Origin of the sequence: Natronoarchaeum philippinense, assembly GCF_900215575.1 — an archaeon.
Lineage (GTDB): Archaea > Halobacteriota > Halobacteria > Halobacteriales > Natronoarchaeaceae > Natronoarchaeum > Natronoarchaeum philippinense.
This window is the reverse complement of sequence record NZ_OBEJ01000005.1, coordinates 25,330-52,126: the sequence shown is the minus strand read 5'-3', so window position 1 is coordinate 52,126 and position 26,797 is coordinate 25,330. Positions and strand designations below refer to the sequence as shown.

Sequence of the window (26,797 nt, the reverse complement as noted above, 5' to 3'; positions counted from 1 at the left end):
ATGGTTCGGGGTAGTTGTGGACGGACATTGCCTACTGGATGGAACCTCATAAAACACCCTGAATCGCCCAAGCTTGCACAACTACAACTTCAGTTGCATAGACGGATCTCGGTGTCGTGTGTGCGTACGTTCGGCAAGCCCCTGACTGTGGGGGTCCGGCCTTGTCGAACCGGAAGCGTCCCGGGTTATTAAGCCTAGTCGATCCGCAGTGAAAGTAAAATCGGAGCGACGGCGGGACGCCGACCGTCAATCGGCGTCTGCACACTCGACAGTTACCGGAGCGAACCAGTCTGCGAGATCCCCGAGTCAGACCGGGGGAACAGTTATGAGCGGGCGACGACATATTCGGCGCATGAACAGTCTCGTCGGCGTGCTCGGCACAGGACCGGTCGTCGCCCAATCGCTTCCCTCAGATCCCGCCGCGCAGTTGCTCGGCGTGATCGCGGTCGCTATCGTCGTCGTGTTCGCCGCGCGATTGTTACTCAACTTGGCTTGGAAACTCCTACTGCTCGCCGGCACTGCCGCGGCCGTGCTGTTCGTGGCCAGCATGGCGGGTGCCGGCGTGCTCTGAGCGCTACAAGACGACAAAGTCGGTTGTGCCGCGCGACGCCGGAACACGTTTATCACCGATGCGGCGACCAGCGGGCCTATGTTCTGACAAGTTGTCCTGCCGCGGTCGAGGCGGGTGTGTGGCACGCCGCGGTAGACTCGTAATCGCCGCCTGTTCGCCAGTTGGCCGATCAGCTACTGCACCGTCGACAGGAAGTTCTCGATGATGTCGTGGCCCGCCGAAGTGAGTACGCTCTCGGGGTGGAACTGGACGCACTCGATCGGGTGCTCGCGGTGGCGAATCCCCATCACGAGCTCCTCGTCACCATGCTCAGCCGTCGCGGTCACCTCGAAACACTCGGGCACTTCGGTGGCGACCAGCGAGTGATAGCGGCCGCCGCGAAGTCCTTGGTCGAGCCCCGCGAACACGCCCGTTTCGTCGTGGTCGATCGACGACGCCTTCCCGTGGATCGGATCGGGCGCGCGTCCGACCGTCCCGCCGTAAGCGTAGACGGCGGCTTCGAGACCCAGACAGACGCCGAGCGTCGGTACGTCGGGACTGAGATCGCGCAGCACGTCCATCGTGACGCCGACGTCACGGTCGTTCTTGGGGTGACCCGGTCCGGGGCTGATGATAACGGCGTCGGGATCGAACGCGCGAATCTCATCGATGCTCGCGGTGTTGCGGACGACCTTGGTTTCGGTGTGCCCGCGCACGTCTTCAGAATCATCAGAGTTTGCGTGGTCAGAGGAGGCAAGCAACGCCTCCTCGACATACTCGACGAGGTTGTACGTGAACGAGTCGAAGTTGTCGACGAACAGCACCCGCAGCCCGTCGGACGCCGCGGCGACGGCGACATCGTCGTCGGTCGTCTGCCCTCCGGCGTCGCTCATCGACTCACCTCCGGTTCGGTCGTCGCATCGGCGTTCTTCGGCGCCGCTCCGTCGTCGGCATCCTTCGGCGTCGCCTCACCATCGGCGTCCGGGTCGCGCTCGATCCGATCGAGCGCGGTCAGCACGCCGTCCATCTTCTGCTCGGTCTCCTCGTACTCGGCGGTCGGATCGCTGTCTGCGACCAGTCCGGCACCGGCCTGCACTGTGATCCGGTCCTCGTCGGCGCCGTGCTCGATCGTCGCGGTTCGGATGACGATCGCAACGTCGGCGTCGCCGGTCCACGAGAAGTAGCCCACGCCGCCGCCGTAGAGGCCGCGTGCCTCGCGTTCGAGGTCGTCGATGATCTCCATCGCGCGGATCTTGGGCGCGCCCGAGAGCGTCCCCGCGGGGAACGACGCCCGCGTCGCGTCGAAGGCGTCGGCGTCGGGCGAGAGACGACCGGTGACGGTGCTCTCGATGTGCTGGACGTGCGAGTATTTGAGCACGTTCATGAACTCGTCGACCCGAACGGAGCCGGATTCGCTGACCCGGCGCACGTCGTTGCGCGCCAGATCGACGAGCATCGTGTGCTCGGCCCGTTCCTTGCCGTCGGCGAGCATCTCGCCGGCGAGTCGGCGGTCCTCGACGGGACTCGCCCCGCGCGAGCAGGTGCCCGCGATGGGGTTTGCAGTGACCGTCTCGTCCTCGACCGAGACGAGCGTCTCGGGGCTGGCGCCGACGACGGTCAGGTCGTCGTAGCCGAGCAGATACATGTACGGCGAGGGGTTGACGTCTCGGAGCGCTCGGTAGAATCCCAGCGGGTCGACATCCCCGTACAGCTCGCGCTTGCGGGAGACGACGGCCTGATAGATGTCGCCGTCGAGCACGTGCTCTTTGGCCGCGCGGACGGCGTCCTCGTACTCCGCTTGCGGTCCGGCGTCCTCCCGGTCGCGCACGAACGGGCCACATTCGGGATCGGCAGCGGCGTCGAGCACCTCTGCGACGCGCTCGGCCTCGGTGACGAGGTCGTCGTAGATCGCATCGACATCGTCGTCGGGGCGGACGACCGGCGTGAACACCAGCGAGAGCGTCTCGGCGACCTCGTCGAACACGAGCGTCTTCGTGTTGAGCACGAACTGGGCGTCGGGGAACCGCGAGTCGGGGTGATCGACACCGACCTCGTCGAGCCAGAGGTCGTAGACGGCGTCGTAGGACAGAAAGCCGACGAGGCCGCCGTCGAGCTGGCGCCGGTCGCCGTTCTCGAAGCCCGCGAGTTCGGCGTCCGGGAGCGCCGAGCGCAGCGTTTCGGTGGCGTCGCCGTCGGTGGGATCGATCAGGTCGTCGTATCGGTCGTCGCCGAGCACCTCGACATCAGTCTCGTCGGGGTCGACCGTCACGACGGCGGCGGGGTCGTAGCCGACGAACGAAAACCGGGCGTGGCGGTCGGCCGAGGCCGCCGTCGGACGGAACGCGCCGTCGGGATCGCTGGACGCCGTCTTGCCGGCGCTCTCCAGCAGAAAGGCGTACTCGGCAGGCGGGCAGTCGGTCGTCCGCCCTGTCAGCGCGGCGTAGGCCGATAGCGGCGTCGTCTCGATGTCGAGATCGACCGTCGTTCTGACGACGGCCGCGTCAGTTCCGTCGTCGCCGCGGGTCGCGTCCGCGACGTGCTGGCCGAACTTCTCTCGTCCGGGCGTCAGGTCGGCGCTCATCGGGCGAGCACCTCCGGTCGGCCGGTCGCGTTCGCCACGAAGCGGGCCACCGCGTCGGCGTCCTTGCGGCCGTCAGCGTTGCGCTCGCTACGCTCAACTTCGTCAGTCCGTTCCACTCCCTGACGTGCATCGCTCTCACTACGTTCGCGCTCAACTCCGCTGGCCACGTCGACACCAAACGGTGAGACGGTTTCGACGGCCTCTGCGACGTTCTCCGGCGTCAGCCCGCCGGCGAGGATCACGGGCGACTCGGCGTCGGTGACGGCCTCGCGCGTGCGCTCCCAGTCGTGGGTATCGCCGGTGCCGCCGCCGCCCTCGGCGTCGACCGAGTCGACAAGTAAGGCGTCTACAGCGTCGTCGTAGGCGAGACAGCGCTCCGGCTCGTCGGCGTCGACCGCCTTGATCGTCGACGCCGAGACGGTGTCGGCAACCGTCGCGGCCGCCTCGGGCGAGAGATCGCCGTGGAGCTGGACGGCGTCGGGTTCGACGGTGTCTACGAGGTCGATCGCATCGTCGGGCGTCTCGGACATCGTCACGAGCACGCCGGTGACGAGCGGCGGGACCGCAGCGAGCAGTTCCCGAGCGCGCTCGGCGTCGACCTCGCGGGGTGTATCGACCGGCACGTCCGCGATCACGCCGACCGCGTCGGCGCCGGCGTCGACGGCCGCCGAAACGTCGTGCTCGTGGGTCGAACCGCAGATTTTCACACGCGTCGGGCGGCTATCGGGGCTCATACATCCCCGCGGAGGTCGGCCAACTTCTCGGCCGCGGCGCCCGAGTCGATCGCCTCGCGAGCGGCCTCGACGCCGGCTTCCAGCGACGCCGCCTCGCCCGCGATGTAGATGGCGGCGCCGGCGTTGGCCAGAATGATCTCGCGCTTGGCGCCGTCGATCTCCCCCTCGACGATGCCGCGCATGTCCTCGGCGTTCTCGGCGGGCGTGCCGCCGGCGACGGCCTCGATGTCGTGGACCGAGAGCCCGAGATCGGCGGGCGTCAGCACGTACTCCTCGACGTCGCCGTTCTGGACTTCGGCGACGAGCGTCTGGTCGTGGACCGCGATCTCGTCCATTCCGGAGCCGTGGACCACGAGCGCGCTCTCGACGCCCATCCGAGCGAGCGCCTCGGCGAGCACAGGCACGAGGTCGGGGTCGTACACGCCGACGATCTGGGCGTCGGCGCCCGCGGGGTTGGTCAGCGGGCCGAGCACGTTGAAGATCGTCCGCATGCCGAGTTCCTTGCGCGGGCCGATCACGGCCTTCATCGCGGGGTGGAACACGGGCGCGAGCATGAAGCCGATGCCGTCGTCCTCGATGGCTTCCTCGACAGCGGGCGGTTCGGCCTCGACATTGACGCCGACTTCTTCGAGCACGTCCGCGCTGCCGGAGTTCGATGACACCGAGTAGTTGCCGTGCTTGGCGACGGGTACGCCGGCGCCGCTGGCGACGATCGCGCTCGTCGTCGAGACGTTGATCGTGTTGTAGTCGTCGCCGCCGGTGCCGCAGGTGTCGACCAGCGGTTGCCGGTCGGGATCGATCGTCCGCGCGGCGTCGCGCATCCCCTCGGCGAAGCCGGCGATCTCGGTCTCGGTTTCGCCCTTCGCCCGCAGCGCCGACAGCAGCGCACCGATCTGGGCCTCGGTTGCGCCCTCGAACACCGCGCTCGCGGCCGCACGCGCTTCATCTTGAGTTAGATCCTCACCTTCCGTGACGCGCTCGATGTAGTCCTTCATGAGTAGACACCAGTGAACGGTTTCGTCTTGCAATGTACAAATTCGTACAATGACTTAAGCCTGTCGTCAGACCGCGTGCGGCGAACCCACGTACGGCGGGCGAATCCGAAACCTTCAATTGTATCCCCGGAGTATCCGTGAGTGCAGCAAGACAGCGCCAGACCGGGTTTGTGGTCTAGTCTGGTTATGACACCTCCTTGACATGGAGGAGGCCGGCAGTTCAAATCTGCCCAAACCCACTCCGATTTTCACGTCGATTACTTCCGAACAGCGTCCGCCGTAGTATGCCGAGCTTCTATGGCAGTATTCTCGGTCTGACGGCGTCGAGCTGATAAATAGCGGTGAATAGGTAGACGGCGACCGCTACGCGTCGACGTCGCGTTCCTCGACCGTGTACTCGCCGTTTTCGGCGATGTGAACGTACACGTCTTGGGAATCGGCGTCGACCTCCCAGTTGGACGACCGAGAGATGTCGCCCGCCTTCGTCGCCTCGACGGTGTACGTGCCGGGTTCGGAGACGACATCCTCGAACCGCTGTGAGGCGTCGTTCTCGAGGTCGACCTCGTCTTCGAAGACGGTTGCACCCGAGTCGTCAGTGATTACAACTTCGACGGTGTAGGCCTCGTCGTAGTCGTTTTCAACTAAGACGTCGAGCGGCTCGTCGAGTTGCTGGGGACCATCGTCAACATCGCCGTCGGATTCGTTGTTCTGTCCGTCGGTGTTTTCCCCGTCGGCATCCGTCTCGTTGCCGTCGGAGTCGTCGGGATCGTCCGAGTCGTCCGTATCGTCACTGCCGAGACAACCGGCGAGGGTCAGGGCGGTTCCGCTCGCAAGCGTGGAGAGGTATGTGCGTCGGCGCACAGTTGGATGTCCGCGAGGTGGGGTAAATACGTTGCATGCGTTGCTGCAGTATCAGTAGCTACGGCTGCGCGAGACGCAACCAAACCGATGCGCTGCTTTGCAGTCGTCTTACGCACTTCTGCGGTCGATTTGGCAGCCAAATCGGTTACCGATTCAGCGGCCGAGGTGATCAACCCGACCCACGGGACACTCACAGCGCGCGATCGGTGTAGCGGGCTTGCAATCGCAAGCAGCAGACAGCTACGCGTATTCGTGGGAGATAGATTAATATAGTATGCGTATCCACCGGGTGAACGATGAGCATGGACGAGGACACAAGCACGTGGCTACATGGTTTTGCATCCGGCGTCGCGGCGTGTTCGGTCGGTGCGTATCTGCTTGCCAAACGCGCCCGACACGAACGACAACCGGCGCTGATCGACGAGGACGGCACCGTCATCCCGCTGGAGTGACCGGCAAAATACGTGAGTATTTTCTGATGTATGTCTGACGCCACGTAGTCGATCGTTGAGGTTTGTCTGACAAATATATTTAATAACGTATCCTGACGACTCAACTATGGCGACGAATGCTCGGCGGGAGATCGGCGTCGAACGCGAGATCGAGAACCCGTCCGTTAGCACCGCTGTGATCGAAGCGATCGCGGACGCCGAGTCCGTCGAACCGACCGAACTGGACCTGACGCTGTACGAGGCCGTCGACGTGGACGCGCTCGAGCGACTCTGTCGGGACAGCGACCGGCATCTCGTGCTGGAGTTCGAGATCGGGACGTACCGCGTTCGTGTTCGGGGCTCGAAATCGGTGATCGTCGAGCCCCAGTGATCGAGATCAGGACCAGCGATCGTGAAGCGTCTCGTGGATGCCGACGACCAGCGAGGGCACCACGATCATGAACAGGTGCTCCTCGACCGGGATACCAAATAGCTCCCGACCGGTCCGGAGCTTGATGTCGAACACGCCGACTTCGAGCGTGTACCAGTCCCAGACGTACGCGATGGGGTACAGCGCGAGGACGGTCGCGGCGGCGCGACGGAGCGCTCCCGCCCGCGCGAGCAGTCCCAGCGCGACGGTTCCCCAGACGACCTCCGTCAGGAGGTACGTGTATCGGCCGAACACGGAGATATCGGGTCGCACGAACGTCAGTTAGGGCGCCCGATGCTTGAAGCTATCCTGAGAGCCACTGCTGAGCAGGTTCTCATCGGTCGTCATCACTACCGAACCACTCGCGTGGCGGCGCCACGACGCCGCCCGCGACCAGCGCCAGCAGGCAGAGATACGCGCCGAGCGCGCCGAGCGCAGCGCTTGTCAGCGTACGGACGCCGAGCAGCGCGACCGCGACGGCAACCCCGACTGCCAGCCCCAGCGCGAGCACCTGAACGCCGCGGCGTTCCCAGTGCCGGCGAACGCGTTCGTAGAAGCGGCCGGCAACGGCCTCGAACAACACCGTGCCGAGCGCACCGACCGCCAGAGCGCCCGGATCAGGGGCGACGCCCTGTTCGACGAGCGCGATGCCGAAGGCGAGCAACGCGACCAGCGCCAGCGAGGCGTCTCCCCGTGTCGTCATCGGAACGCCCCGTCGCAGTCGATTACTGGAGGCCCTGCTCGCCAACCGCTCATGTCGTGGTACGGTATACCGCTCACCGTGATAAACGAGAGGGACGGCAAACACAGGAGCGCAACACGCAGTCGGTGATCAGTGGATCGTCGCGCCGTCGCCGATTCGAGTCTGGTAGGCGCGGCTCTCGACGCCGGCGTCGTCGAACGCGTCGAGCATCGCGCCGGCGATCTCGCGGCGGTCGGATTCGTAGCAGGCCGCGATCACGCCGGGCCCGGCGCCGCTGACGGTGACGCCGGTCGCACCGGCCGCAAGGGCGGCTTCGCGGACCTCGTCGTAGCCGTCGATCAGCTCCGCGCGGGCGGGCGTGACGATCCGATCTTCCATGCCGCTGCCGACCATTTCGGGATCGTTACGGTGCATCCCAGTCGTGAGTCTGGCAGCCCGGCCGACCGTGTCGACCACGTCCTCGACGGCCGCGGTATCGGGGACGACGCGGCGGGCATCTCGCGTCGAGACGACGATATCGGGGAGGCAGACGACCAGCGGGATCGAGGCGTCGACGCGGGTGACGCCCTCGTCGGCCGCGATGGTAAAGCCGCCGAGCAGGGCAGGCGCGACGTTGTCCTCGTGGGCCTCGCCGGAGACGAGCGCCTCGCCCTCGGCAGCGACCGGCACGAGCTCCGAGCGGGAGAGCCCGCGGTCGTACAGTTCGTTGAGCGCGAGCGCGGCGCCGGCGGCGCTGGCCGCCGACGATCCAAGACCGGAGGCCGGCCGGACGCCCTTGTCGATCTTGATTCGGGCGGGGGCATCGAGGGCCTCGGCGACGGCGCCTGCGGTGTTTTTCTCGGGATCTTCGGGGATGAACTCGCTGCCGGCGCCGGTCATCTCGATCGTGGTCTCCTCGGCGCGTTCGACCCGGACCACGTCGGCGGGTCGTTCGAGTGCGGCCCCGAACACGTCGAACCCGCTACCGAGGTTCGCGCTCGTCGCGGGGGCTCGCACTGTGAGCATACCCGACACGTAGCCGGACCGCGGCTAAAAACCCACGGATCCGCGATGGAAAAACCCATCCTGCTGCGAGCGCAACCGAACGGCATGATCGGGGTCGTCGGTGGCGGCATCGCCGGGCTCGTCGCTGCGCGCGAGTTACGCGAGCGCGGCCGCGAGGTCCAAGTGTTCGAGGCTGGCAACGCGCTCGGCGGACTCGCGGCGACGACGCCGACGGCCGGGGATCCGGTCGGGCGAGTTCCTCTAACGCTATCGGCGGACGACGACGCCGTCGCCGACCTCGCCGACGAGTTGGGCATCGCAGACCGGCTAAAGAGCCGCGACATCAGGCGCGGCCAGTACGTCGACGGCGTCGCCCATTCCCGCACGCGGCTTTCCGAGAAACTCGCGTTCCCGCGTCTGAGCCTACAGGACAAACTGTTCGAGCGCCTGCTGGCCGGCGGCGTCTCGCTGGGGCCGGTCGGCCCACCGACCGATGCCCTCGACGCCCCGGAAACGTACGACGACGTGCCCGCTCTCGCGTTTGTCGATGACCACGCGACGGCGTCGGTCCGCGAGCAGGTCGTCGAGCCGCACCTGCGCGCCGCGTTCGGCGAACGTGCCGAGGTGATTAGCGCGGCGTGGCTGCTCGGCGATCTGGCGCGACGCCGCGCCGACTCCAACAGGAGCACCGATAGCATCGTCTACCCCGAAGGCGGGTTTGCAACGCTGGGCGACGCCCTGATCGCGGGCGTCGGCCGGGAGAACGTCTCGCTGGGTGCTCGCGTCGTCGGCCTCGAGACCACAGGCGGGGACGACGCCGCGGCGCCCGCGGCGTCCGACGGCGAGGGCGACGAAACTGGGTTCGTCTGGAACGACGGTGACGCCGAAGCCGATGGCGGGGATGCCACCGTCGAAGCAGTCGACGCCACCGCAACGGAATCCGACCAGCGCGTCGAGCGATTGCTCGTCGAACGCGACGGCGAGCGCACCGCCGTCGACGTCGACGCCGTCGTGTTTGCGACGCCGCCGCGAGCGCTGGAGCGCGCGACCGGCTACGAGTGGACCGGCGAGACACGCAGTCTGGTCTCGGTGCTCTTTGGCCTCTCGGCGTCGCTGCTCGATACGTACGAACTGACCGTGGCCGACGACGCCCCGTTCGGACGCCTCGTCGAACACACGAACGCCGTCGATCCCGCTGCGTACGACGGCGACCACCTGCTGTACGCCGTCGCACCGGTCGCAGATCAGCGAGACGAGCGCTGGCAGCAGGACGATGACACGGTGGCGCGCCGGTGGGGCGACAGTCTCGAAGCCCTGTTCCCCGACTTCGACCGCCAGACGATCCAGTGGTCGACCGTGACGCGGGTGCGCGACGCCGGCCCCGTCTACGAGATAGGCTCCCGCGAAACGGTAATCGAGCACGATCTGGCTGACACCGTCGCCAAGGGATGTTTCTACGCCGGTACGGCAAGCGAAGCTCAGTATCCAAACTGGACCGTCGACGGCGCGGTGCGGGCCGGACGCCGCTGTGCGACGCTGGCTGCAGTACCCAAGAGTGACAGGAAGTAACGCGGCATCGGTCTGCGCTCGGTGGCATCGCACAGTCAGAGTCGATAGCGGCCGAAAAGATCATGCGTATCAGACAAAAATAATATTCAACGTGCCCGGAGGTGGTTAAGTGTCAGAAGACGAAACGCCCTCGGCATCGGAGTCGGAGTCCCATCTGAAACGGGCCGTCGATAATCTTCCGGGAATCGCGTACCGGTGTCGTCCCGAGCCACACAGGGACATGAAGGTCCTCGGCGGCCGAGTCCAAGCCACGACCGGCTACTCGGCGTCGGCGTTCGAATCCGGCGTAATCGAGTACGGCGACATCGTCGTTTCAGAGGATGTCGAAGAGCTAGAGCGCAAGCTTCGCACCGCTGTCGACGACCAGTCCGAGTTCTCGGTGACCTACCGAATCCGGACGCAAGACGGCAAAATAAGACACGTCCTCGAGCGGGGGTCACCGGTCGTGGAGGGCGGAGATGTCGTGGCGCTCGAGGGAATCATACTCGACATCACCGATCGCAAGCGATCGGAGCGGCGACTCCGGCGGCAGAACAACCTGTTCACTAACACCCAGCGGCTCGCCGATGTCGGGGGCTGGGAGTTGGATGTCAAAGACTGGGAACTCCAGTGGACCGATCAAGTCAAAGTGATCCACGGGCTTCAGGATGACGCGTCACCCTCGCTCGACGATGCGATCGGCTTCTACCATCCCGAGGACCGTTCGGAGATCAGTGATGCCGTCGAACGCGCCCTCGAAGACGGCGAGCCGTTCGATCTGGCGCTGAGAATACAAACCGAGGACGGCGAGCAACGGTGGGTCCGTGCCAAAGGTACGCCGACGGTCCGGAACGGCGAGGTCGTCCGTCTCAGCGGCGCGGTACAGGACATCACCGAACTCAAAAAGCGCGAACAGCTCCTTCGGTTACTCCACCGGCTGTTGCGCCACAACCTCCGGAACGATCTGTCTGTGATCATGGGATACGCGGACACGCTCGACGAGGAGCTTGTAGAGGAGACACCGAGCGAGTACGTCGAGGCGATCGAAACAGCGGCGACAGACCTCCTCAGAAAGAGCGAGACGGCCAAAGACTTGTTGAACCTCTCGCTGGAGCCGACGGACACGAAAGGCCCCGTGGACCTAGGAGAATTGCTCGAAGCGACCCGTGAAGAACTGCAGGAGCGTCATCCCAAGGCCGAAATCGAGGTGAGTATCGACGAATCGCCGGTCGTGGAGGGTGAGGCCCGGCTCGGTGCGCTGTTCACACAGTTGCTCGAAAACGCGATCGAACACTCCGAGCGCGATATTCCGCGCGTCGAGGTGACGGTATACACGACCGAGAACGAGGCTCGCATCGAGATTGCCGACAACGGGCCAGGAATCCCGCCGGAAGAGTGGACCGTCACGGTCGAAGAAGGTGAGACGAACAGCACGCAGCTACGCCACGGAAGCGGCGTCGGCCTCCTGCTGGCGACGTGGATTGCCGAAGACTACGGCGGGCACCTCGAGTACGAATACGAAGGTGAAGATGGTGCGCTCGTCACGGTAGTATTGCCCCACCAGTAGCCACCGAGTGACCGCCGAGACTGTCGATATCGGACAGCTGTTCACATGGTTGTTCAGGTAGATGAGGTCGTTAATCGGATCCGTCAGCCGCATCTTCTTCGACGCCAACAGCCTTGCTCACGTCGACATCGTCGGGTTCGTGGCCGCCGCCGACGTGGAGTTCGCCCGATTCGTCTTCGACGTACACGTCGTCGGCGAACCCGCCCTCTGCGTGGGGGTGCTCGGGATTCTCTAATTTCTCCGGCGTCGAGGGCGCTTCCGGAATCTCACCGGATCGGAACTCGCCGAGTGGATCGTCGATAGAGATGCCGTGACGCTCGAAGAAGTCGGCGTAGCGCTCGTAGTGGGCGTCGAGTTCGTCGCTGGGGAACTCCATCATCTCGGTCCAGCCGTGGTTGTAGAAGTCGAAGTTGGCCTGAATGTGGGTGATTTCGCGGGCCTCGGCCTCCGAGAAGCCCTCGTCGAGCGCGGCGACGTAGGTGTCCATCGTGGCGTCGAAAAAGCCATCGAGGTGGTCGCGGCGCTCCTCGGCGCGGGCCTCGTCGGCCTTGCCGATGAAGATCCGCGTGTGGAGCTTGACCAGCCCGAAGTTGACGACCGAGCCCAGCCCGGGCGTCGTCATGGCCTTCTTGGTCGCCCAGTGGCGCGGGTTCTGATGGATTTTCATACGCGCTGGGTAGGGACTCGGCGTCCTTGAACGTGTCTACGGCGGCACGGACTGGGGCTGAAAGCCCAACGGCGCGTCGAACGGGGCTGTCACAATGGGCGAAAATCGACGCCGATAGCCGAGATCTGTCACGGTTGTCAGGGTCAGCACGGGCAGATTTTATGACGAACGTCACAAATCTCGACGACGAGTTACAAATACTGCCAGCGAGCCCCGCGAGACGCCGGAGATAGCAATCCACTTTAACCCGGACTTCGAAGGCACCGCACATGACCGAGTCGTACGTAATCATCGGTGACGGGATCGCGGGCAGTTCCGCGGCGGAAACGCTCCGGGAGGAGTCGCCGGACGCCGACATCACCGTCGTCACCGATGAGGGAGAGGCGCTCTATAATCGCATTCTAATCAAGGAGTTCGCCAAGGGCAAACTCCCCGAAGCGCCGATCTCGATTCACGAGGAGAACTGGTACGAAGAGCGCGACATCGACCTCGAACTCAACACCTACGTCACCGACGTCGACGTCGACGCTCACGAGGTCCACACCCACGAGGGCGAGACGCTCGCGTACGACAAGCTGCTCGTCGCAACCGGCGGGACGCCCGCGCAACTGCCCGTCGAGAACAGCGACGCCGAGGGCGTCCACCACTTCTGGACGTTCCAAGACGCCCGCGGGATTCAGGAACACGCCAGCGAGGCAGACACCGGCGTCGTCATCGGCGCCGGCCTGCTGGGCATCGACCTCGCGGCGATCTGTGGCGCCCAAGACGTCGACGCGAAGTATCTGATGCGCGGCGACAGCTGGTGGCGCTACGCCCTCAGCCAGGAGGGCGCAGAGATCATCCATGAAGGCCTGCGCAACAAGGGCGTCGAGCCGGTCTTCCAGAGCGGCGCCGCGGAGTTCGTCACCGACGACGACGGCCGCGTCGAGGCGACGATCGACTCCAACGGCGAGCGCTACGAGAGCGACTTCGTCGGCGCGGCGATCGGCCTGAACTTCAACGTCGAATTCATGCAGGGCACCGGCCTCGAAACCGACGACGGCGTCGTCGTCGACGAGTACATGCAGACCAACTTAGAGGACGTGTACGCCGCCGGCGACATCACGCAGTTCTACGACACGATTCTGGGCGAGCAGGCCCAGAACGGCTCGTGGGGCTCGGCCAAAGAGCAGGGCCAGACCGCCGCGAAGAACATGGCCGCCGACGACGAGGTCGAGTCGTTCCGCTGGGTCTCCTCGTACTCGATTACCCACTTCGAGTTCCCGTTCCTCTCCTTTGGCCACCCGACGATCGGCGACGACTCCGTCGAGCGCAAGTACTCCGACACGGAGTGGCGCCGCGTCGTGTTCAAGGACGGCAAGGTGATCGGCGGCGTCCTGATCGGCGATCTGGCGCCCCAGAGCACGCTCAAACAGCTCATTCGGGAAGAACGCGACGTGTCCGGCCAGAAGGAACTGCTGCTCGAACCCGAGATAGATGTCGACATGCTCGACGCGCCGGCCCAAGAGCAGTAAGCAAACGCCCCGCCGGTTTTCGCACCCTACGCTTTTCGCTGCTGCCCGCCAACTAGTACCTAGGGATGGCCTCGACAGTCGCTGGCGAATCGCTGACACCGACCGACGAGTACACCGTGCTCGTCGCGGTCGGGAATCCGGGGACCGCCGAGCAGTTGACGCGAACGGCGGTCGATCTGGCGCGGGCCAACGACGGCCGCGTCCACGTCGTCAGCGTCATCCACAAGCACCACACGTCGCCGTTCTTGCTCTTTTCGGACGAGCGCATCAAACAGCAGTTCGCGGGCGGGCGCGACGAGATCGTCGACAGCGCGACCAGCGTGGCCGCCGACGCCGGCGTCCCGGTCGACGACACGCTACTCGTCGGCAGCGACATCGCGCGCTCGATCACGACCGCGATCGACCGGCTCGACGCCGACCTCGCGCTGCTGGGCTGGCGGAGCGAGCGCCGAGCGTCCGATGTCGTGCTCGGGACGACGATCGACCCGGTCGTCCGGCGGGCCCACTGCGACGTGCTCGTCGAGAAAGTTGGGCCGACGGCCGACGGCGTTGCGTCGGTGCTGGTGCCGACGGTCGGCGGCGTCCACGCCGAGTTGGCTACCGAGGTGGCCGGCGCGATCGCGGCCGCAAACGATGCCCGGGTCACCGCGTTGTCGCTGGTCGGCGCCGAGGCGACCGAGCGCGAACGTACCGACGCCGCCGAGGCGGTCGACGCCGTCGCCGACGCGCTGGAGGGGACGGCACCTGTCACGACGACCGTCCGCGAAGCGGCCGATCCCGTCGCCGGGATCCTGTCAGCCGCCGCCGACCACGATCTCGTCGTGCTCGGGGCGACCCGGAAGGGACTGTTCGCCAGGAAGATCGTCGGGACGACGCCCCGAGCAGTCGGGTCGCGGGCTGACTGTCCCGTCATCGTCGCCAGTCGGGAGTCACAACTGTCGCGCATCAGACGGCTGGTCACCAACGTCTGGCGATGATCGGTGTACCGTTCGCGGGGACGCTCACCCCGCCGTTGGCGTGGGGCCTGCTGCCGGCCCAGACGGGCGGCGGGTTCTCGGTCGCCCTCCTCGTCGGGATCGCGATCGTCGCATCGCTCGTGACCGCGTGGACGCTGGGCGCCAACAGCAACTCGCCGCCGTTCGCGCCCGCGATCGGCGCCAACGCGATCCCGACGATGCGGGCGGCGTTCCTGATCGGGGTGCTGGCTGCGCTGGGCGCGGTGACGCAGGGCGGGAGTATCTCCGAGACGGTCGGCGCCGGGCTGATCATCGGCGTCGACTTTAGCGCGCTGGCGGCCGCGGCCGGCCTGCTCACCGCGGCGACGTTCATGGGCATCGGCATCTACTCGGGGTATCCGATCCCGGCGGCGTTCGCCACGACTGGGGCGATGATCGGCGTCGGCCTGTCGCTGGGCGGTGCCCCGGCGTATGCGACATACCAGCGGATCGGGACGTTCTGGGTGCTCGTTCCATTCATGTCCGGTAGCGTCGCCTACGCCACCGCGACGCTGCTGCGGCGCGACGACGTGCCAGAGACGGTCGGCGTCCCGCTGCTGGCTGCCGTCGTCGGAGCGATCCTCGCCAACGTCCGGATCGGCGTGATCCCCGATCCGACGGCCGATCAGGGGACGCTGGCGCGGCTCGTGGCGCGGTGGACGTGGAGCGGGCCGTCGATCGCTGTGGGTTACGATCTCGGCATGCTGGTCGCCACCATCGCAATCGGCGTCGCCGCGTTCCTCGCGCTACGGCGTCGGATGGAACGGTCGGTCGAACAGGGGATCCGGTCGTTCCTGCTCGTGCTTGGCAGCGTCGTCGCCTACTCCAGCGGCGGCAGTCAGGTCGGGCTGGCGACCGGTCCGCTGGAACACCTCTTTACGACACAGCTGGGACTCCCGGGAATCGCGTTGTTGCTCATGGGCGGGATGGGTATTCTCGCGGGGGCGTGGATGGGCGCGCCGCGGCTCCTGCAGGCCACCTCCCGCGAGTACGCCCAGCTTGGGGTGCGCCGGTCGATCGCCGCGCTGGTCCCCGGCTTCGTCATCGCCCAACTCGCCATCGCGCTCGGAATTCCGATCTCGTTTAACAACATCATCCTCTCGGGCGTCATCGGCGGCGGGCTCTCGGCCGGGTCGGCGGGCGTCTCCCGGCGGAAAATCGGCGTCACCGTGCTGTTCTGGATTCTGACGCTGGTCAGTTCGATCGCGCTCGGGTTCGGGCTTTACAGAGTGCTGTCGGCGGTGCTCGGCGTCGCCTGATCGACCTCGACGACGCCGACGTGCGTGCAGTGATCGCAGGCGACAAAGCCCCATATCGAAGCGGTTTTGCACACGCCGGGCGGATCGTACGACATGAACGGCGGCGGAGACGGCGAGATGACGCTCGCCTTTGACCTTGCTGCGCTACAGGAACTGGCCGATCCCGAGCGCGTGTTCGACGACGCGCGCCGGTGGAGCAAGTACGTCGGCGTCGTCTCGGAGAAGCCGACCTACGTCGTGACGAACTTCACCCGGAAGAACCGCATCCGACAGGACTTCTTCTCTGGACCGCGGGGCAAAGCCGAGAGCTTAGAGAGCGTCGGCGAGCAGTTCGACACGCCTCGGCACGTCTACGTTGGCACGACCGAGGAAGACGAGCAACTCGCCGACGACGCCGGCTGGGAGTTCCTCCCGATCGAGGACGCCGCCGAGGCCGCCGAGTGGACGCTGGCAGACGACGCCGAAGACGACGCCGACGAACCCGAGCAACAGCGCGACGACTGGCCCTGACCGCGAGAGGCTATTTTCCGAAGCAGGGATCGCCCCGTCAGGCGAGCAGTTGCGGGGCGAACAGGACGACGAAGAAGCTCAACAGCATCGTCAGTCCGACGGTCGTGGTGACGGTCTTGGTGAGCTGATAGGAGCCTTCGATCGGCAGCCGTGAGACGACCGCCTCGGTGCTGGTCCGCAGGATGTGCCCGCCGTCGAGCGGGAACGCCGGGATGCAGTTGAAGAACCCGACCTGAATGTTGATCCAGCCGATCCAGAACAACACGTTCGCGACGAGGAAGCCGAGTCCGTCGACCGCCCCGAGCGCGCCGCCGACCTCGTAGAAGTTCGCGATCGGGCCTTTGAACCCCGCGAAGTTGTAGGGGAAGACGGCGCCAAGCGAGATCGTGGCGAACGGCAGGAACAGTACGAGCAGCGTCTTGCCGATGAACGTGCCGGCCAGCCCTTCCAGCGCGCCGGGCAGGCCGCCGCCGCCGTCACCGCCGAGAACGGCCAGATACTGGCCGGCGGGGTACAGCTGGATGCCGAAGTCGCTCACCGTGACGCCGGAGACGCCGGGCGCGATCCGGACGCCGACGACCGGCGTGCCGTCGGATCCCTCGGCAAGTTCGACCTCGTGGGTCACTCGTTCGCCGTCGTCGTAGAGCGCGACCGACACCGTATCGCCGACCGAGTGGCGGTCGACCGCCGTGGAGAGGTCGTCAGTCGTGACGACGCGCTCGCCGTCGATTGCGACGATCACCACGTTGTTGCCGGGCGTCGCGCCGTTCTCGGCGAGCGGTCCGCCCTCGCTGATCCGGGCGAGCGATCCCGCGGGGCCGGTCGTCTGATACTGCTCGTCGCCGTCGTCGACGGTGAACGTCGCCACCTCACGATCGGCCAGCGCCGACTCCAGTCCCGACTGGGTGTACAGCGGCGTTCCGTTGACGGCCGTGATCGTATCGCCGGTCGAGACGTTCAGCGGACCGGTTTCGGTGACGCCGTTGACCAGCAGCGATCGCTCGACCGTCCGCTCGTCCTCGCCGTCGATCTCGACTGTCACCTCGCGCTCGGAGACGTTCGCAAGCGCGTCGCCGAGGTCGTCGTTGCTCTCGATCGCTTGCCCGTTCAGCGCGGTGATCCGGTCGCCCTCGCCGATGTCGGCGGCTTGGGCGCCCGAGCCGGGCAGCGCACCACCGACGGCGGCGCCCGGTGCGACGCTGATCGCGCCCGCGACCGGACCGAACAGCAGGGCGAAGGCGAGAATCGTGATCACGAAGTTGTTCGTGACGCCGGCCGCGAACATCCGGGTCTTGGGGCCGCGACTGGCCGCGCGCTGGCTCTCCTCGTCTGGCTCGACGAAGGCGCCGATTGGGATGATCGAGAACGTTGCAAGCCCCATCGAAGAGATTTCGATGTCCTCGACGCGACAGAGCAGGCCGTGGCCGCCCTCGTGGACGACCAGCGCGACCAGCAGACCAAAGATGATCTCGGGGGCGACAGACAGCGGGAGGAAGTCGTTGACGCCGGGGATCACCAGCACGTTGCGAGGCTGGTTGACAGCCGTCGGCTGGGGCGATAGCACCGCTGTGATGCCGACGAGGACCAGCATGACGAACGAGCCGATCATCACGACGAGCGCGACGCCGACGCCGACGTTGGCCCACGCGCGCCAGAAGCGTCTGTACTGGGCCAACCGGTTCAACACGGCTTTCCCGCGCTGGGTGTGTAGCGTCGTGACCGGGCCCTGCAGCCCGACGTAGTCGGGCAGCCAGCCGCGGTCGGCGATCAGTTGGAGGAGGACCCAGTAGCCGAGGATCCCGGCGGCGATCCAGACCAGCGAAACCATTGGTGTAGGGTCGGGGAGGCGCTTTGAAATGCGTTTGGTTTAGCCACCTCCGGAACCTGCCAGCGGCCGAGGCGTCCGTGCGGCCGGAAGCTCGCCCGAGACGCGAGATCAGTTGTCGACGAGGCGTCCCGCCAAGGCTGCCAGTGTGTCGTGCCCGCGCGCTTCGGCGTCGAGTTCGGGCAGTTGCACCACGTCGTAGTCAGAGAACCGCGCACGGATCTCCGCGACGGCGTGTTGCTGGCGTTCCCGGCGGGAACGACACCGAGCGCAGTCCTCGTCGATCTCCTCTAGCACCCTGTTGATAACGACCGCCGTGACGGGGATCGAAAGGTCGTCGAGGCGCTCGACCAGCCGACGCGTCTCGTGGACCGCCATCGTCTCGGGGATCGTCACGACGCGAAACTCGGTGCGATCGGGGTCCCTGACGACCGCGCCGGCGCGGGCCATCCGTGCCGCGATGTCGTCGAACCGATCGTCGTCCCCGCCGCTCGCGTAGTAGTACCCGGGAACAAACGTGCTGCGCACCGAGTCGGACATCCGCTTGACGCGCTTGCGAACGCCGGAAGCCGTCTCGGCACCCTTCGATAGCACGTCGGGCAACTCCAGCAGGCGCAACGCGTGGCCGGTCGGCGCCGTGTCGAACACGACCCGATCGAAGCGGTCGTCCGCTTCGTATTCGGTGAGCAGATCCAGCGCGGCGACCTCGTCACCGCCCGGCGCGAGTCCGGCGTCTAACAGCGCGTCGATGTCGTCCTCGCCCAGCCCCAAGCCGAGCGTCGAGAGGTCGTCGAACAGCTCCTCGAACGCGCCGCGGTACTTTTCGGCGCGCTCGTCGGGGTCGACCTCCGCGGCCCACAGCCCCGGTTGGACCTCGCGCGGGTCGGACTCGACGGTGGCTTCCAGCGAATCCGCCAGCGAGTGGGCCGGATCTGTCGAGACGACCAGCGTCTCCTCGCCGCGCTCGGCGTAGCCAAGGGCCGTCGCCGCAGCGCAGGTCGTCTTTCCGACGCCGCCTTTGCCGCCGTAGAAGACGTGTCTCGGCACGGCTGTACGTTCGTCACCGAATACTGTAATCAGGGGGTTCGGGAAATCGGAATCCCGGTCAGCGTTCGCGCCGAAGCCGCGCCAGCACGAACGCCTCGTCGAGTTTCGCCAGGAACGGACCGAGCTTCGGGCCGTCCTCCTGATCGAAGAAGAGCCGGTAGCCCGCGGCGAAGAAGTCGCCGACATCCACGTCGTGACGCCGCGCGGTCTCGAAGATCTCGCCCTGAATCTCCTCGGGGTCGTCGTGGCGCTCGACGAAGTCGGCGAGTTCGTCCAGCGCCGCCTCGACGTTCTCGTCGAAGTCGACAGTCGGAATCTCGTCGCGCTTGAGATCGTAGTTGTAGGCGTTGTCCGTGCGGCGCGCCCACTCGCGTGCGCGCTCGACCCGTTCGAGCGCCGCGTCGACCGCCCACTCGGGCGTGTCCTCGTCGATATGCCCCTCGCGGCGGGCGATCTCCTCGCGCAGATCGGGGTCGTCGGTCATCCCCAGCACGGCGGCAAAGGAGTAGGGGATGCGGACGCGTTCCTCGTCGACCTCCTCGACTAAGAACGGATAGACGCGCTCGGCGAACGCCGCTTCGGCGTCGTCGGCGTCGATCTCACCGAAGTAGATCCGTTCGAGGCGGTCGAACTCGTTGACGAGCTGGTCGAGCCGTTCGATCGAGAAGTCCTGTGCCTTCGAGGGGTCCGTGGCGAAGAAGTACCGGAGCACTTCGGGCTCGATCAGTTCGAGCACGTCCGACACCAGCACGACGTGGCCCTCAGACGAGGAGAACGGCTGGCCGTCGAGCGTGAACCACTCGTAGACCATCGGCACCGGCGGCTCGGTGTCGAAGACGTTCAACGCGATGTCGACGCCGCTGGGCCACGAGCCCTCGGCGTGGTCCTTGCCGAACGGCTCGAAGTCGACGCCCAACTGGTCCCACTGGGCGACCCACTCGAAGCGCCACGGGAGTTTCCCCTCGCCGAAGCCGGCCTCGCCCTCGTGGCCACAGCCCTCGATGGTTCGGTCGCCGGCTTCCATGTCCGTACACCGGTACGAGACGGTGCCGGCGTCGGCGTCGACGCCGGTCACGGTCTCGGTGATCTTGCCACACTCGGCGCAGATCGGGTTGAAGGGGTAGTAGTCCTCGTCGACCTTGTCCTGGTACTCGGAAAGTACCTCGCGGGCACGCTCGGCGTCCCCGAGCAGGTCGGCGACGGTGTCGTCGAGCTCGCCCCGTTCGTAGAGGTCGGTGTTCGAGACTACGTCGATCGGGATATCGAGGTCCTCGGCGATGCCGCCGATCAGCGTCGAGAAGTGCGCGCCATACGAGTCACAACACCCGAAGGGGTCGGGGATGTCGGTGTAGGGCCGGCCGAGGTTCTTGCCGAGCGCGCCGGCGTTCACGTCGCCCAGATCGACGATCTCGCCGTCCAGATCCGCGAGCTTGCGCGGGAGCTTGCGGAGCGGGTCGCGGTCGTCGGTGGTGAACACCTGCCGGACCTCGTGACCGCGCTCGCGGAGCACTTCGGCGACGAAGTACCCAAGCACGATCTCGTTGGCGTTGCCCAGATGCGGGATGCCGGAGGGAGAGATGCCGCCCTTGATCACGATGGGGTCGTCGGGACTCCGAGATTCTATCTCGTCAGCTACTCGATCGGCCCAGAAGGCGTGTCGTTCCTCGCCGTCCTCGCGCTCGCGGAGGAGGTAGGGGTCGTACTCCGGCGGGACGCCGTGGTCGGGTCCGTCTCCCTCGCCGTCGGCGCTCATAGATCGGCGTCGGCCCAGTAGGTCGGTTCGTCGTCGGCGCCGGCCGGGATGACGTCGGTGCCGTCGTGATCGCCGTACTTCACGGCGTCGAGGGTGCGCTCGGGTTCGGTGCCGTCGAGCACGACCGTGCGCATTCCCGAGCGCTGAATCACTTTCGCGGCCAGCAGGTCGACGGGCGCCGAACTGCCCGCGTTCATCTCGATACCGGCGATCACGTCGACGAGTTCGGTCGCCGAGAGTTCGGGGTACTTCGTCGCGTCGTCTGTCTCGTTGGGGTCGTCGCTGAAGACGCCGGGGACGCTCGTGGCGTACACCAGCAGGTCGGCGTTGACGTACTCCGCGAGCGCGGCGCCGACGGCGTCGGTCGTCTGGGCCGGCGCGACACCACCCATGACGCAAACGTCGCCGCGCTTGAGTGCGGCGCCGGCCTCCTCGTAGTCTTCCGCGGGCGAGGGGTTCGCGGTCTCGCCGAGCGCCGAGATCAGCAACCGGGCGTTGAGCCGGGTCACGTCGATACCGATCTCGTCGAGGTTCATCTCGTTAGCGCCCAGTTCCCGTGCTGTGCCGATATACTCGCGGGCGACGCTACCGCCGCCGACGACGACGCCGACGGTGCAGCCGTCCTCGACGAGTTGCTCGATGACGGCCGCGTGCTCGCGGATCCGTTCGGCCCCCAGATCCGGTGCGAGCACGCTTCCGCCGATAGAAACGACGACCTTCATGCTACCCCGTCGTAACCCGGTTGCGGTCTTAAGGGTTGTCAACTCGCCGTTCCCGGCGTTGGAAACTGCTGGCGACCGAGGATTCACAGCGATGCGTCGCGTCGGACCGTCGGCGCGCGCAACACGATTTCGGGGCAGTCCCCGCCATTTTTGCGGAGAATATATCCGCATTAGCCACACAGCGCGAGCGTCATCATTGCATGCTGTAATGGCGATCGGTAATCGGATCTAGCGATTCTCGTGCGGTTTTAAAACATCTACGTGGTTCTAATCGAGTCGTGAAAGATCAGCCGACCGCGTAAAATGTCTGACGCTCGCCGTGGAAATCATAAATGCAGTCGAAACCGACCGAAGCATCCTCGCTTTATAACATATCCCCGGACGGATGACCGATCAGGTGGTTTCCATGAGCGCCACATCACAGTCCTCCACGGACGGCGAGCAGCCCACGACCGCGAGCAAAGAACAGCGCCTCCAGCAGTATCTCGCCGAGAAGGCGACCGACGGCGAGCTCTACTTCAAGAGCAAGTTCATCGCCGACGAGGTCGGCCTCTCCGCCAAGGAGATCGGCGCCCTCATGGTCAAGTTGAGCAAGTCGTGTACGAACCTCGAGATCGAGAAGTGGTCCTACACGAGCGCGACGACGTGGCGCGTCGAGCCCGCGTAAACGCCGAAAACGGGACGACGAAGACGCGACGACGCCGCTGTGACGCTCGCCCCGACGAGCAGGTCCCCGACACAGGGTGTCGCATCGCCTGATTTTCCGACCGCAGAACCGAGGAGCTCAGTGGAACGGACGCGCACGCCGGCCACCGACCAAAACGGCCGCGTGCGTGGACTCTTTAACCGTGGCCGAACTAGCGTGTCGTAGATGTCCGGACCGGAGTGGACCGATCAGGGGCCGCCAACATCGGCGTTCGCGGACACGTTCTACGTCTACGAAGTCCGGGAGGACGGCGACCGCATCGAGTACTTCGGGACGCCGCTGCTACCGCGCCAGCGCGTCCTCGAAGAACTCTGGCCGGCGTTCCAGAAGGAAGGGTACGAACTCAGCTACGAACGCAAGTACGGCGAGACGGTACTGGTCGCCGAACCGGCCGATGACGGCGAGGTATCCGACGTGCCGTGGACGAACATCGTCCTGTTTCTGGCGACGGTCGTCTCGACGCTGCTGGTCGGGGCAGCGTGGTACCAGATCGACGTGACGAGTGGCCCGCTGGCGGTTCTCCGGGCATGGCCATTCGCCGCCGCGGTGATGGGCGTGTTCGGCGTCCACGAGATGGGCCACTACGTGATGAGCCGGTACCACGGCGTCCGCGCGTCGCTGCCGTATTTCATCCCGGTGCCGACGCTGTTTGGAACGATGGGCGCGGTCATCAAGATGAAAGGCCAGATGCCCGACCGCAAAGCGCTGTTCGACATCGGTGTCGCGGGGCCGCTGGCCGGGCTGGCGGCCACGTTCGTCGTGACGATCATCGGCCTCCAGTTGGAGCCGGTAGCGACGGTCGAACCGGCCGCCAGAAGCGGCGAGGCTGTGTTACTCCGGCTCAACCATCCGCCGCTGCTGGATGCGCTGGCAGCGCTGACCGGACAGGCCGACCAGACGAACTACCATCCAGTCGTCGTCGGCGGCTGGCTCGGCATGTTCATCACGTTCCTGAACATGATCCCGGTCGGCCAGCTCGACGGCGGGCACGTCTCTCGGGCGATGTTCGGCGAGTACCAAGAGACGCTCGCCGCGGCGGTCCCCGGCGCGCTGATCGCGCTCGGCGGCTACCTGCACTTCGTCGGCGACGTGTCGCTCAACAGCGTCGGGATCTGGTTCCTCTGGGGCGCGATCGCGCTGTTCATGTCGCTGGTCGGCGCCGTCCGTCCGATCGACGACTCGTCGCTCGGCCGCAAGCGGTTCGCCGTCGGCGTCGTCACGTTCGTGCTCGCGGGGCTGTGTTTCACGCCGGTGCCGATCGAGATGATCGGATAAGAAATCGGACGACACAGTCGGCGTTTCTTTCGTGAGAAGATATTTAAATACTGTCGGAGAACCGACTGATATGGCAGTCGACACTCTCGCCGGCACGCCAACAAAACTGCAGTTGTTGATCGGCGTCTGGATCGTGCTGATCCTTGGGCTGATTCTCGCAGTCGGGTACTGGGTGTATCGGGACGCCGCACTCAGGGGAAGCACGTACCCGTTCGGTTGGGCGATCGCCAGCGTCGTCGGCTTTCAGATCATTCCCGTGATCTACCTACTCTTGCGAGAACGGATCGGTCCGCGAAGCGAACCGCCGTCGCGGTTCGACCGGACGCTGAACGCCACGGTGGTCGGTATCGTCGTCGTGTTCATCATCGGCGCCCTCGTGACGCCGCCCGACCCGTTCGCGCAGGTCGCGTTCGCAACCCCTGCAGTTCTCGTGGTGATCCCCGCGGCCTACGCGTACGCCAGCTACCGCGAACAGCGTACGGTCCCGGGCTGACGCCGACAGCTGCGTCAGTCGTCGCCGTGCGTGAAGCCACGGTCCGGTAACGGTTCGCCGTCGATCTCGACGCCCGAGTCCACAACAGTCCCCACCCGGGTCAGCGGCGTCGGGCAGCGCTCGACGGCGGCGTCGAGTCGGTCGTCGGGAACCGTGACGACGAGTTCGAAGTCCTCGCCGAAGGACAGGCCCATCTCGCGGCGCTCGGCGTCGTCATCGCTTACCTCGTCGACGGCGTCGTCGATCGGGACGGCGTCACCCTCGATCTCGAAGCCGCACGCGCTGGCCTCGGCGAGTTGGTGGAGCGATCGGGCGAGGCCGTCGCTGGAATCCATCATCGCGGTGGCGTCGGCGGCCAGCGCGCGGCCGGCGGCGACGCGGGGCTCGAACCGAAAGAGATCGTTCGCGCGTTCGTGCTCGCCGGCATCGAACAGTTCGAGCGCGGCGGCGCTCCGGCCGAGCGTCCCGGTGACACAGACCGCGTCGCCGGACTCGGCGCCCGATCGCGGGATCGGATCGTCGGTCTCGCCGAGCGCGGTCGTGGCGACGGTGAACTCGTCGTGGCCGTCCAGATCGCCGCCGACGTAGGCGGCGTCGACGGCGTCACAAACATCGCTCGCGCCCGCGACGAACGCTCGCAGTTCCTCGCGGTCGAACTCGGGGGCAGCGTACACCGCGACGGCGGCGGTCGCTCGGGCACCCATCGCGGCCACGTCCGACAGCGATGCGCCGACGGCTCGCCAGCCCGCAGTGTAGCGGGTCGTTCCGTCGGGAAAGTCCGTCCGCTCGTGGAGCATATCCGTCGTGACGACCAGCCCGTCGACAATCGCCGCGTCGTCGCCGGCGTCGTCAAGGTCCGCCGCGAGCATCGTCAGCGCCTCGCGCTCGTCCATGGCGGCGACGTTCGGCACACGGTGGCAAAAACCGCCCGGTCGGCAGACGAGATGGGAGTGAACGAACCTGCAGTGTTTAGCCGGTGGACTCCGTACTGACCGACGATGCCGAACGACAAGTGGACGGCCGCGCAGATGCCCGATCTTTCGGATCGGACCGTCGTCGTCACCGGCGCAAACAGCGGAATCGGCGCGGCGGCGACCCGCGAGTTCGCCCGAAAGGGCGCCCACGTCGTGATGGCCTGCCGGAGCACGGACCGCGGGGAGGAGGCCAGAGCGGCGATCGAATCCGAGGTGCCCGAGGCCTCGCTGTCGGTGCGCGAGTGCGATCTGGGCGACCGTTCCTCGATCCGGGCGTTCGCCGAGAAATTTCGGGACCGTCACGACGCGCTCGACGTGCTGTGTAACAACGCCGGCGTGATGGCAATTCCCTACCGGGAGACGACCGACGGAATCGAGCGCCAGTTCGGCGTCAACCATCTCGGACACTTCGCGCTGACGGGCTACCTGCTGCACTCGCTGCGGGAAGCCGACGGGCAGGCGCGCGTTGTCACCCAGAGCAGCGGTCTCCACGAGCGCGGCGACATCGATGTCGAACGCGTGCGGCGGCGCGCACAGCGCGACGGCCAGCCGGACGACTACGACCGCTGGGCAGCCTACGGCCGGAGCAAGTTGGCGAACGTGCTCTTTGCCTACGAACTCGACCGGCGGTTAGACGCCACCGGCGCGAACGTAGCGAGCACAGCGTGTCACCCCGGCTACGCCGCCACGAACTTACAGACCCGCGGTGCCGAGATGACCGGTTCGACAGTCAAGCTCTGGTTCCAGCGGGCGGCCAACCGCCTGCTCGCTCAGAGCGCCGACGACGGCGCCCTGCCGATGCTGTACGCCGCGACGGCGGCCGACGTGCAGGGCGGCGAGTACATCGGCCCCGGAGGCTTCATGAACATGCGCGGCCACCCCGAGCGCCAGCGCTCCAGCGATCTGTCCTACGACCGCGAGTTGGCTGCCGAGCTGTGGGGTGCATCCGAGGAGCTGACCGGCGTCACCTACGATCTCGAACGCCCGGCGACGACATCGTAGCGACAGAGCGGTCCCGCGAGGGGTCCGAGCGAGCCGGATACGATGGTCTTAAATGCCGGCGCGGGGAACACGTGTCCATGACGACGCTCTACGACGTTCCCGCGGAAGCGCTCATCGACGCGCTCGCGGAGGACCTCGCCGATCGAATCGAGGAACCCGACTGGGCCGAGTTCGCCGCCACCGGCGTCGAGGCCGAACTGCCCCCCGAGCAGGACGATTTCTGGGAGACTCGCGCGGCCAGCCTGCTCCGCAAAGTCGCCGTCGACGGCCCCGTCGGCGTCGAGCGCCTCTCGACGCAGTACGGCGGCTCCAAGAACGGCTCGAACCGCTACCGCGTCGCGCCCGACAAGCGCGTCGACGGCAGCAAGAAGATCATCCGCACCATCCTCCAGCAGCTCGAAGAGGAAGACCTCATCGAGACCGCAGAAGGCGAGGGCCGCCGCGTCACCGCCGACGGCCAAAGCCTGCTCGACGAGACGGCCGAGGAGGTCATGGAGGACCTCGACCGCCCCGAGCTCGAGAAGTACGCCTAACTCGCATTCCGACGCCGTTTTTCTCCCATTTAATTTCTCGTCCGGAGCCGTGCGTGGGTCACGAGCAGCTGTGAGACCGTGGCCGAGACGGTAGCGTCCGTAATGATTTTCCCGCCAGCGAATCAACGTACGAGTAGT

General features: G+C 66.2%; 28 protein-coding genes and 1 tRNA gene. 15 read left to right on the top strand and 14 right to left on the bottom strand.

What is annotated here, in order from left to right; genetic code table 11:
• Positions 1–352: 352 nt before the first annotated feature.
• Positions 353–571, top strand: a complete 219-nt coding sequence (locus CRO01_RS14325) for a hypothetical protein (protein WP_097009854.1) — start codon at positions 353–355, stop codon at positions 569–571.
• Positions 572–744: 173 nt separating this feature from the next.
• Here the strand turns inward: CRO01_RS14325 and trpG are convergent, their stop codons facing one another.
• Genes trpG through trpD form a run of 4 tightly spaced genes read right to left on the bottom strand, consistent with a single transcriptional unit; the run spans position 745 to position 4,860 of the window.
• Complete coding sequence (gene trpG, locus CRO01_RS14320) at positions 745–1,443, bottom strand: anthranilate synthase component II (protein WP_097009853.1); 699 nt, start codon at positions 1,441–1,443, stop codon at positions 745–747.
• Positions 1,440–3,131, bottom strand: a complete 1,692-nt coding sequence (gene trpE / locus CRO01_RS14315) for an anthranilate synthase component I (protein WP_097009852.1) — start codon at positions 3,129–3,131, stop codon at positions 1,440–1,442. The genes trpG and trpE overlap by 4 nt, the downstream gene beginning before the upstream one ends.
• On the bottom strand, positions 3,128–3,865 hold the full coding sequence (locus CRO01_RS14310; protein ID WP_097009851.1) for a phosphoribosylanthranilate isomerase: 738 nt from the start codon (positions 3,863–3,865) through the stop codon (positions 3,128–3,130). The genes trpE and CRO01_RS14310 overlap by 4 nt, the downstream gene beginning before the upstream one ends.
• Positions 3,862–4,860, bottom strand: a complete 999-nt coding sequence (gene trpD / locus CRO01_RS14305; RefSeq protein WP_097009850.1) for an anthranilate phosphoribosyltransferase — start codon at positions 4,858–4,860, stop codon at positions 3,862–3,864. The genes CRO01_RS14310 and trpD overlap by 4 nt, the downstream gene beginning before the upstream one ends.
• A gap of 164 nt (positions 4,861–5,024) precedes the next feature.
• On the opposite strand from trpD, the gene CRO01_RS14300 reads away from it, so the two are divergent.
• Positions 5,025–5,099, top strand: a tRNA-Val gene (locus tag CRO01_RS14300).
• A 124-nt stretch (positions 5,100–5,223) separates the two neighbouring features.
• Here CRO01_RS14300 and CRO01_RS14295 read toward each other — a convergent pair.
• Positions 5,224–5,721, bottom strand: a complete 498-nt coding sequence (locus CRO01_RS14295) for a hypothetical protein (RefSeq protein WP_097009849.1) — start codon at positions 5,719–5,721, stop codon at positions 5,224–5,226.
• A 302-nt stretch (positions 5,722–6,023) separates the two neighbouring features.
• Between CRO01_RS14295 and CRO01_RS16725 the strand changes: the two genes are divergently transcribed.
• Together CRO01_RS16725 and CRO01_RS14290 are read left to right on the top strand one after the other, a co-directional pair.
• Positions 6,024–6,173 carry a hypothetical protein gene (locus tag CRO01_RS16725; RefSeq protein ID WP_179747502.1) on the top strand — a complete coding sequence of 50 codons (150 nt, stop codon included), beginning with the start codon at positions 6,024–6,026 and terminating at the stop codon, positions 6,171–6,173.
• 106 nt (positions 6,174–6,279) lie between these two features.
• Positions 6,280–6,543 (top strand): HalOD1 output domain-containing protein, encoded by a 264-nt coding sequence (locus CRO01_RS14290; RefSeq protein ID WP_097009848.1) that lies wholly within the window; start codon positions 6,280–6,282, stop codon positions 6,541–6,543.
• A gap of 6 nt (positions 6,544–6,549) precedes the next feature.
• On the opposite strand, the gene CRO01_RS14285 is transcribed toward CRO01_RS14290, so the two are convergent.
• The 3 genes from CRO01_RS14285 to CRO01_RS14275 form a co-directional block, all read right to left on the bottom strand.
• The gene (locus tag CRO01_RS14285; protein WP_097009847.1) at positions 6,550–6,855 is read right to left on the bottom strand and encodes a lycopene cyclase domain-containing protein; all 306 of its coding nucleotides are present in this window, start codon (positions 6,853–6,855) and stop codon (positions 6,550–6,552) included.
• Positions 6,856–6,916: 61 nt separating this feature from the next.
• Positions 6,917–7,285: a hypothetical protein gene (locus CRO01_RS14280; RefSeq protein ID WP_097009846.1), complete on the bottom strand. Its 369-nt coding sequence runs from the start codon at positions 7,283–7,285 to the stop codon at positions 6,917–6,919.
• Between the two features lie 129 nt (positions 7,286–7,414).
• The gene (locus CRO01_RS14275) at positions 7,415–8,290 is read right to left on the bottom strand and encodes a homoserine kinase (RefSeq protein ID WP_097009845.1); all 876 of its coding nucleotides are present in this window, start codon (positions 8,288–8,290) and stop codon (positions 7,415–7,417) included.
• 84 nt (positions 8,291–8,374) lie between these two features.
• Between CRO01_RS14275 and CRO01_RS14270 the strand changes: the two genes are divergently transcribed.
• Complete coding sequence (locus tag CRO01_RS14270; protein ID WP_179747501.1) at positions 8,375–9,838, top strand: FAD-dependent oxidoreductase; 1,464 nt, start codon at positions 8,375–8,377, stop codon at positions 9,836–9,838.
• A gap of 109 nt (positions 9,839–9,947) precedes the next feature.
• Complete coding sequence (locus CRO01_RS14265) at positions 9,948–11,384, top strand: sensor histidine kinase (RefSeq protein ID WP_143824965.1); 1,437 nt, start codon at positions 9,948–9,950, stop codon at positions 11,382–11,384.
• Positions 11,385–11,454: 70 nt separating this feature from the next.
• Here CRO01_RS14265 and CRO01_RS14260 read toward each other — a convergent pair whose 3' ends face one another.
• A complete protein-coding gene (locus CRO01_RS14260) occupies positions 11,455–12,051 on the bottom strand; it encodes a DUF6149 family protein (RefSeq protein ID WP_097009842.1) in 597 nt (198 codons plus the stop codon).
• Positions 12,052–12,320: 269 nt separating this feature from the next.
• On the opposite strand from CRO01_RS14260, the gene CRO01_RS14255 reads away from it, so the two are divergent.
• The 4 genes from CRO01_RS14255 (at position 12,321) to CRO01_RS14240 (ending at position 16,329) form a co-directional block, all read left to right on the top strand.
• The gene (locus CRO01_RS14255; RefSeq protein ID WP_097009841.1) at positions 12,321–13,565 is read left to right on the top strand and encodes an NAD(P)/FAD-dependent oxidoreductase; all 1,245 of its coding nucleotides are present in this window, start codon (positions 12,321–12,323) and stop codon (positions 13,563–13,565) included.
• Between the two features lie 65 nt (positions 13,566–13,630).
• Positions 13,631–14,542 carry a universal stress protein gene (locus CRO01_RS14250; RefSeq protein WP_097009840.1) on the top strand — a complete coding sequence of 304 codons (912 nt, stop codon included), beginning with the start codon at positions 13,631–13,633 and terminating at the stop codon, positions 14,540–14,542.
• Complete coding sequence (locus CRO01_RS14245) at positions 14,539–15,819, top strand: inorganic phosphate transporter (RefSeq protein ID WP_097009839.1); 1,281 nt, start codon at positions 14,539–14,541, stop codon at positions 15,817–15,819. The genes CRO01_RS14250 and CRO01_RS14245 overlap by 4 nt, the downstream gene beginning before the upstream one ends.
• A gap of 93 nt (positions 15,820–15,912) precedes the next feature.
• Positions 15,913–16,329, top strand: a complete 417-nt coding sequence (locus tag CRO01_RS14240) for a DUF7124 domain-containing protein (RefSeq protein WP_097009838.1) — start codon at positions 15,913–15,915, stop codon at positions 16,327–16,329.
• 37 nt (positions 16,330–16,366) lie between these two features.
• Here CRO01_RS14240 and CRO01_RS14235 read toward each other — a convergent pair whose 3' ends face one another.
• The 4 genes from CRO01_RS14235 to pyrH all read right to left on the bottom strand — a co-directional run bounded on the left by CRO01_RS14235 (position 16,367) and on the right by pyrH (position 21,676).
• Positions 16,367–18,157 carry a site-2 protease family protein gene (locus tag CRO01_RS14235; protein ID WP_097009837.1) on the bottom strand — a complete coding sequence of 597 codons (1,791 nt, stop codon included), beginning with the start codon at positions 18,155–18,157 and terminating at the stop codon, positions 16,367–16,369.
• A gap of 108 nt (positions 18,158–18,265) precedes the next feature.
• A complete protein-coding gene (locus tag CRO01_RS14230; RefSeq protein WP_097009836.1) occupies positions 18,266–19,201 on the bottom strand; it encodes an ArsA family ATPase in 936 nt (311 codons plus the stop codon).
• A gap of 58 nt (positions 19,202–19,259) precedes the next feature.
• Positions 19,260–20,954 (bottom strand): lysine--tRNA ligase, encoded by a 1,695-nt coding sequence (lysS, locus tag CRO01_RS14225; RefSeq protein WP_097009835.1) that lies wholly within the window; start codon positions 20,952–20,954, stop codon positions 19,260–19,262.
• Positions 20,951–21,676, bottom strand: coding sequence for a UMP kinase (pyrH, locus tag CRO01_RS14220; protein WP_097009834.1), 726 nt, complete (start codon positions 21,674–21,676; stop codon positions 20,951–20,953). Before pyrH ends, lysS begins: the two co-directional genes overlap by 4 nt.
• 406 nt (positions 21,677–22,082) lie before the next feature.
• On the opposite strand from pyrH, the gene CRO01_RS14215 reads away from it, so the two are divergent.
• The 3 genes from CRO01_RS14215 (at position 22,083) to CRO01_RS14205 (ending at position 24,150) form a co-directional block, all read left to right on the top strand.
• Complete coding sequence (locus CRO01_RS14215; RefSeq protein ID WP_097009932.1) at positions 22,083–22,343, top strand: DUF7123 family protein; 261 nt, start codon at positions 22,083–22,085, stop codon at positions 22,341–22,343.
• 204 nt (positions 22,344–22,547) lie between these two features.
• Complete coding sequence (locus tag CRO01_RS14210) at positions 22,548–23,657, top strand: site-2 protease family protein (protein ID WP_097009833.1); 1,110 nt, start codon at positions 22,548–22,550, stop codon at positions 23,655–23,657.
• Between the two features lie 70 nt (positions 23,658–23,727).
• Complete coding sequence (locus CRO01_RS14205) at positions 23,728–24,150, top strand: hypothetical protein (RefSeq protein ID WP_097009832.1); 423 nt, start codon at positions 23,728–23,730, stop codon at positions 24,148–24,150.
• A gap of 14 nt (positions 24,151–24,164) precedes the next feature.
• On the opposite strand, the gene thiL is transcribed toward CRO01_RS14205, so the two are convergent.
• Positions 24,165–25,043, bottom strand: coding sequence for a thiamine-phosphate kinase (thiL, locus tag CRO01_RS14200; protein ID WP_097009831.1), 879 nt, complete (start codon positions 25,041–25,043; stop codon positions 24,165–24,167).
• 105 nt (positions 25,044–25,148) lie between these two features.
• Between thiL and CRO01_RS14195 the strand changes: the two genes are divergently transcribed.
• Both CRO01_RS14195 and CRO01_RS14190 read left to right on the top strand, forming a co-directional pair.
• Positions 25,149–26,126, top strand: coding sequence for an oxidoreductase (locus tag CRO01_RS14195; protein ID WP_097009830.1), 978 nt, complete (start codon positions 25,149–25,151; stop codon positions 26,124–26,126).
• Between the two features lie 77 nt (positions 26,127–26,203).
• On the top strand, positions 26,204–26,659 hold the full coding sequence (locus tag CRO01_RS14190; protein WP_097009829.1) for a 30S ribosomal protein S19e: 456 nt from the start codon (positions 26,204–26,206) through the stop codon (positions 26,657–26,659).
• The last annotated feature ends 138 nt before the right edge of the window (positions 26,660–26,797 follow it).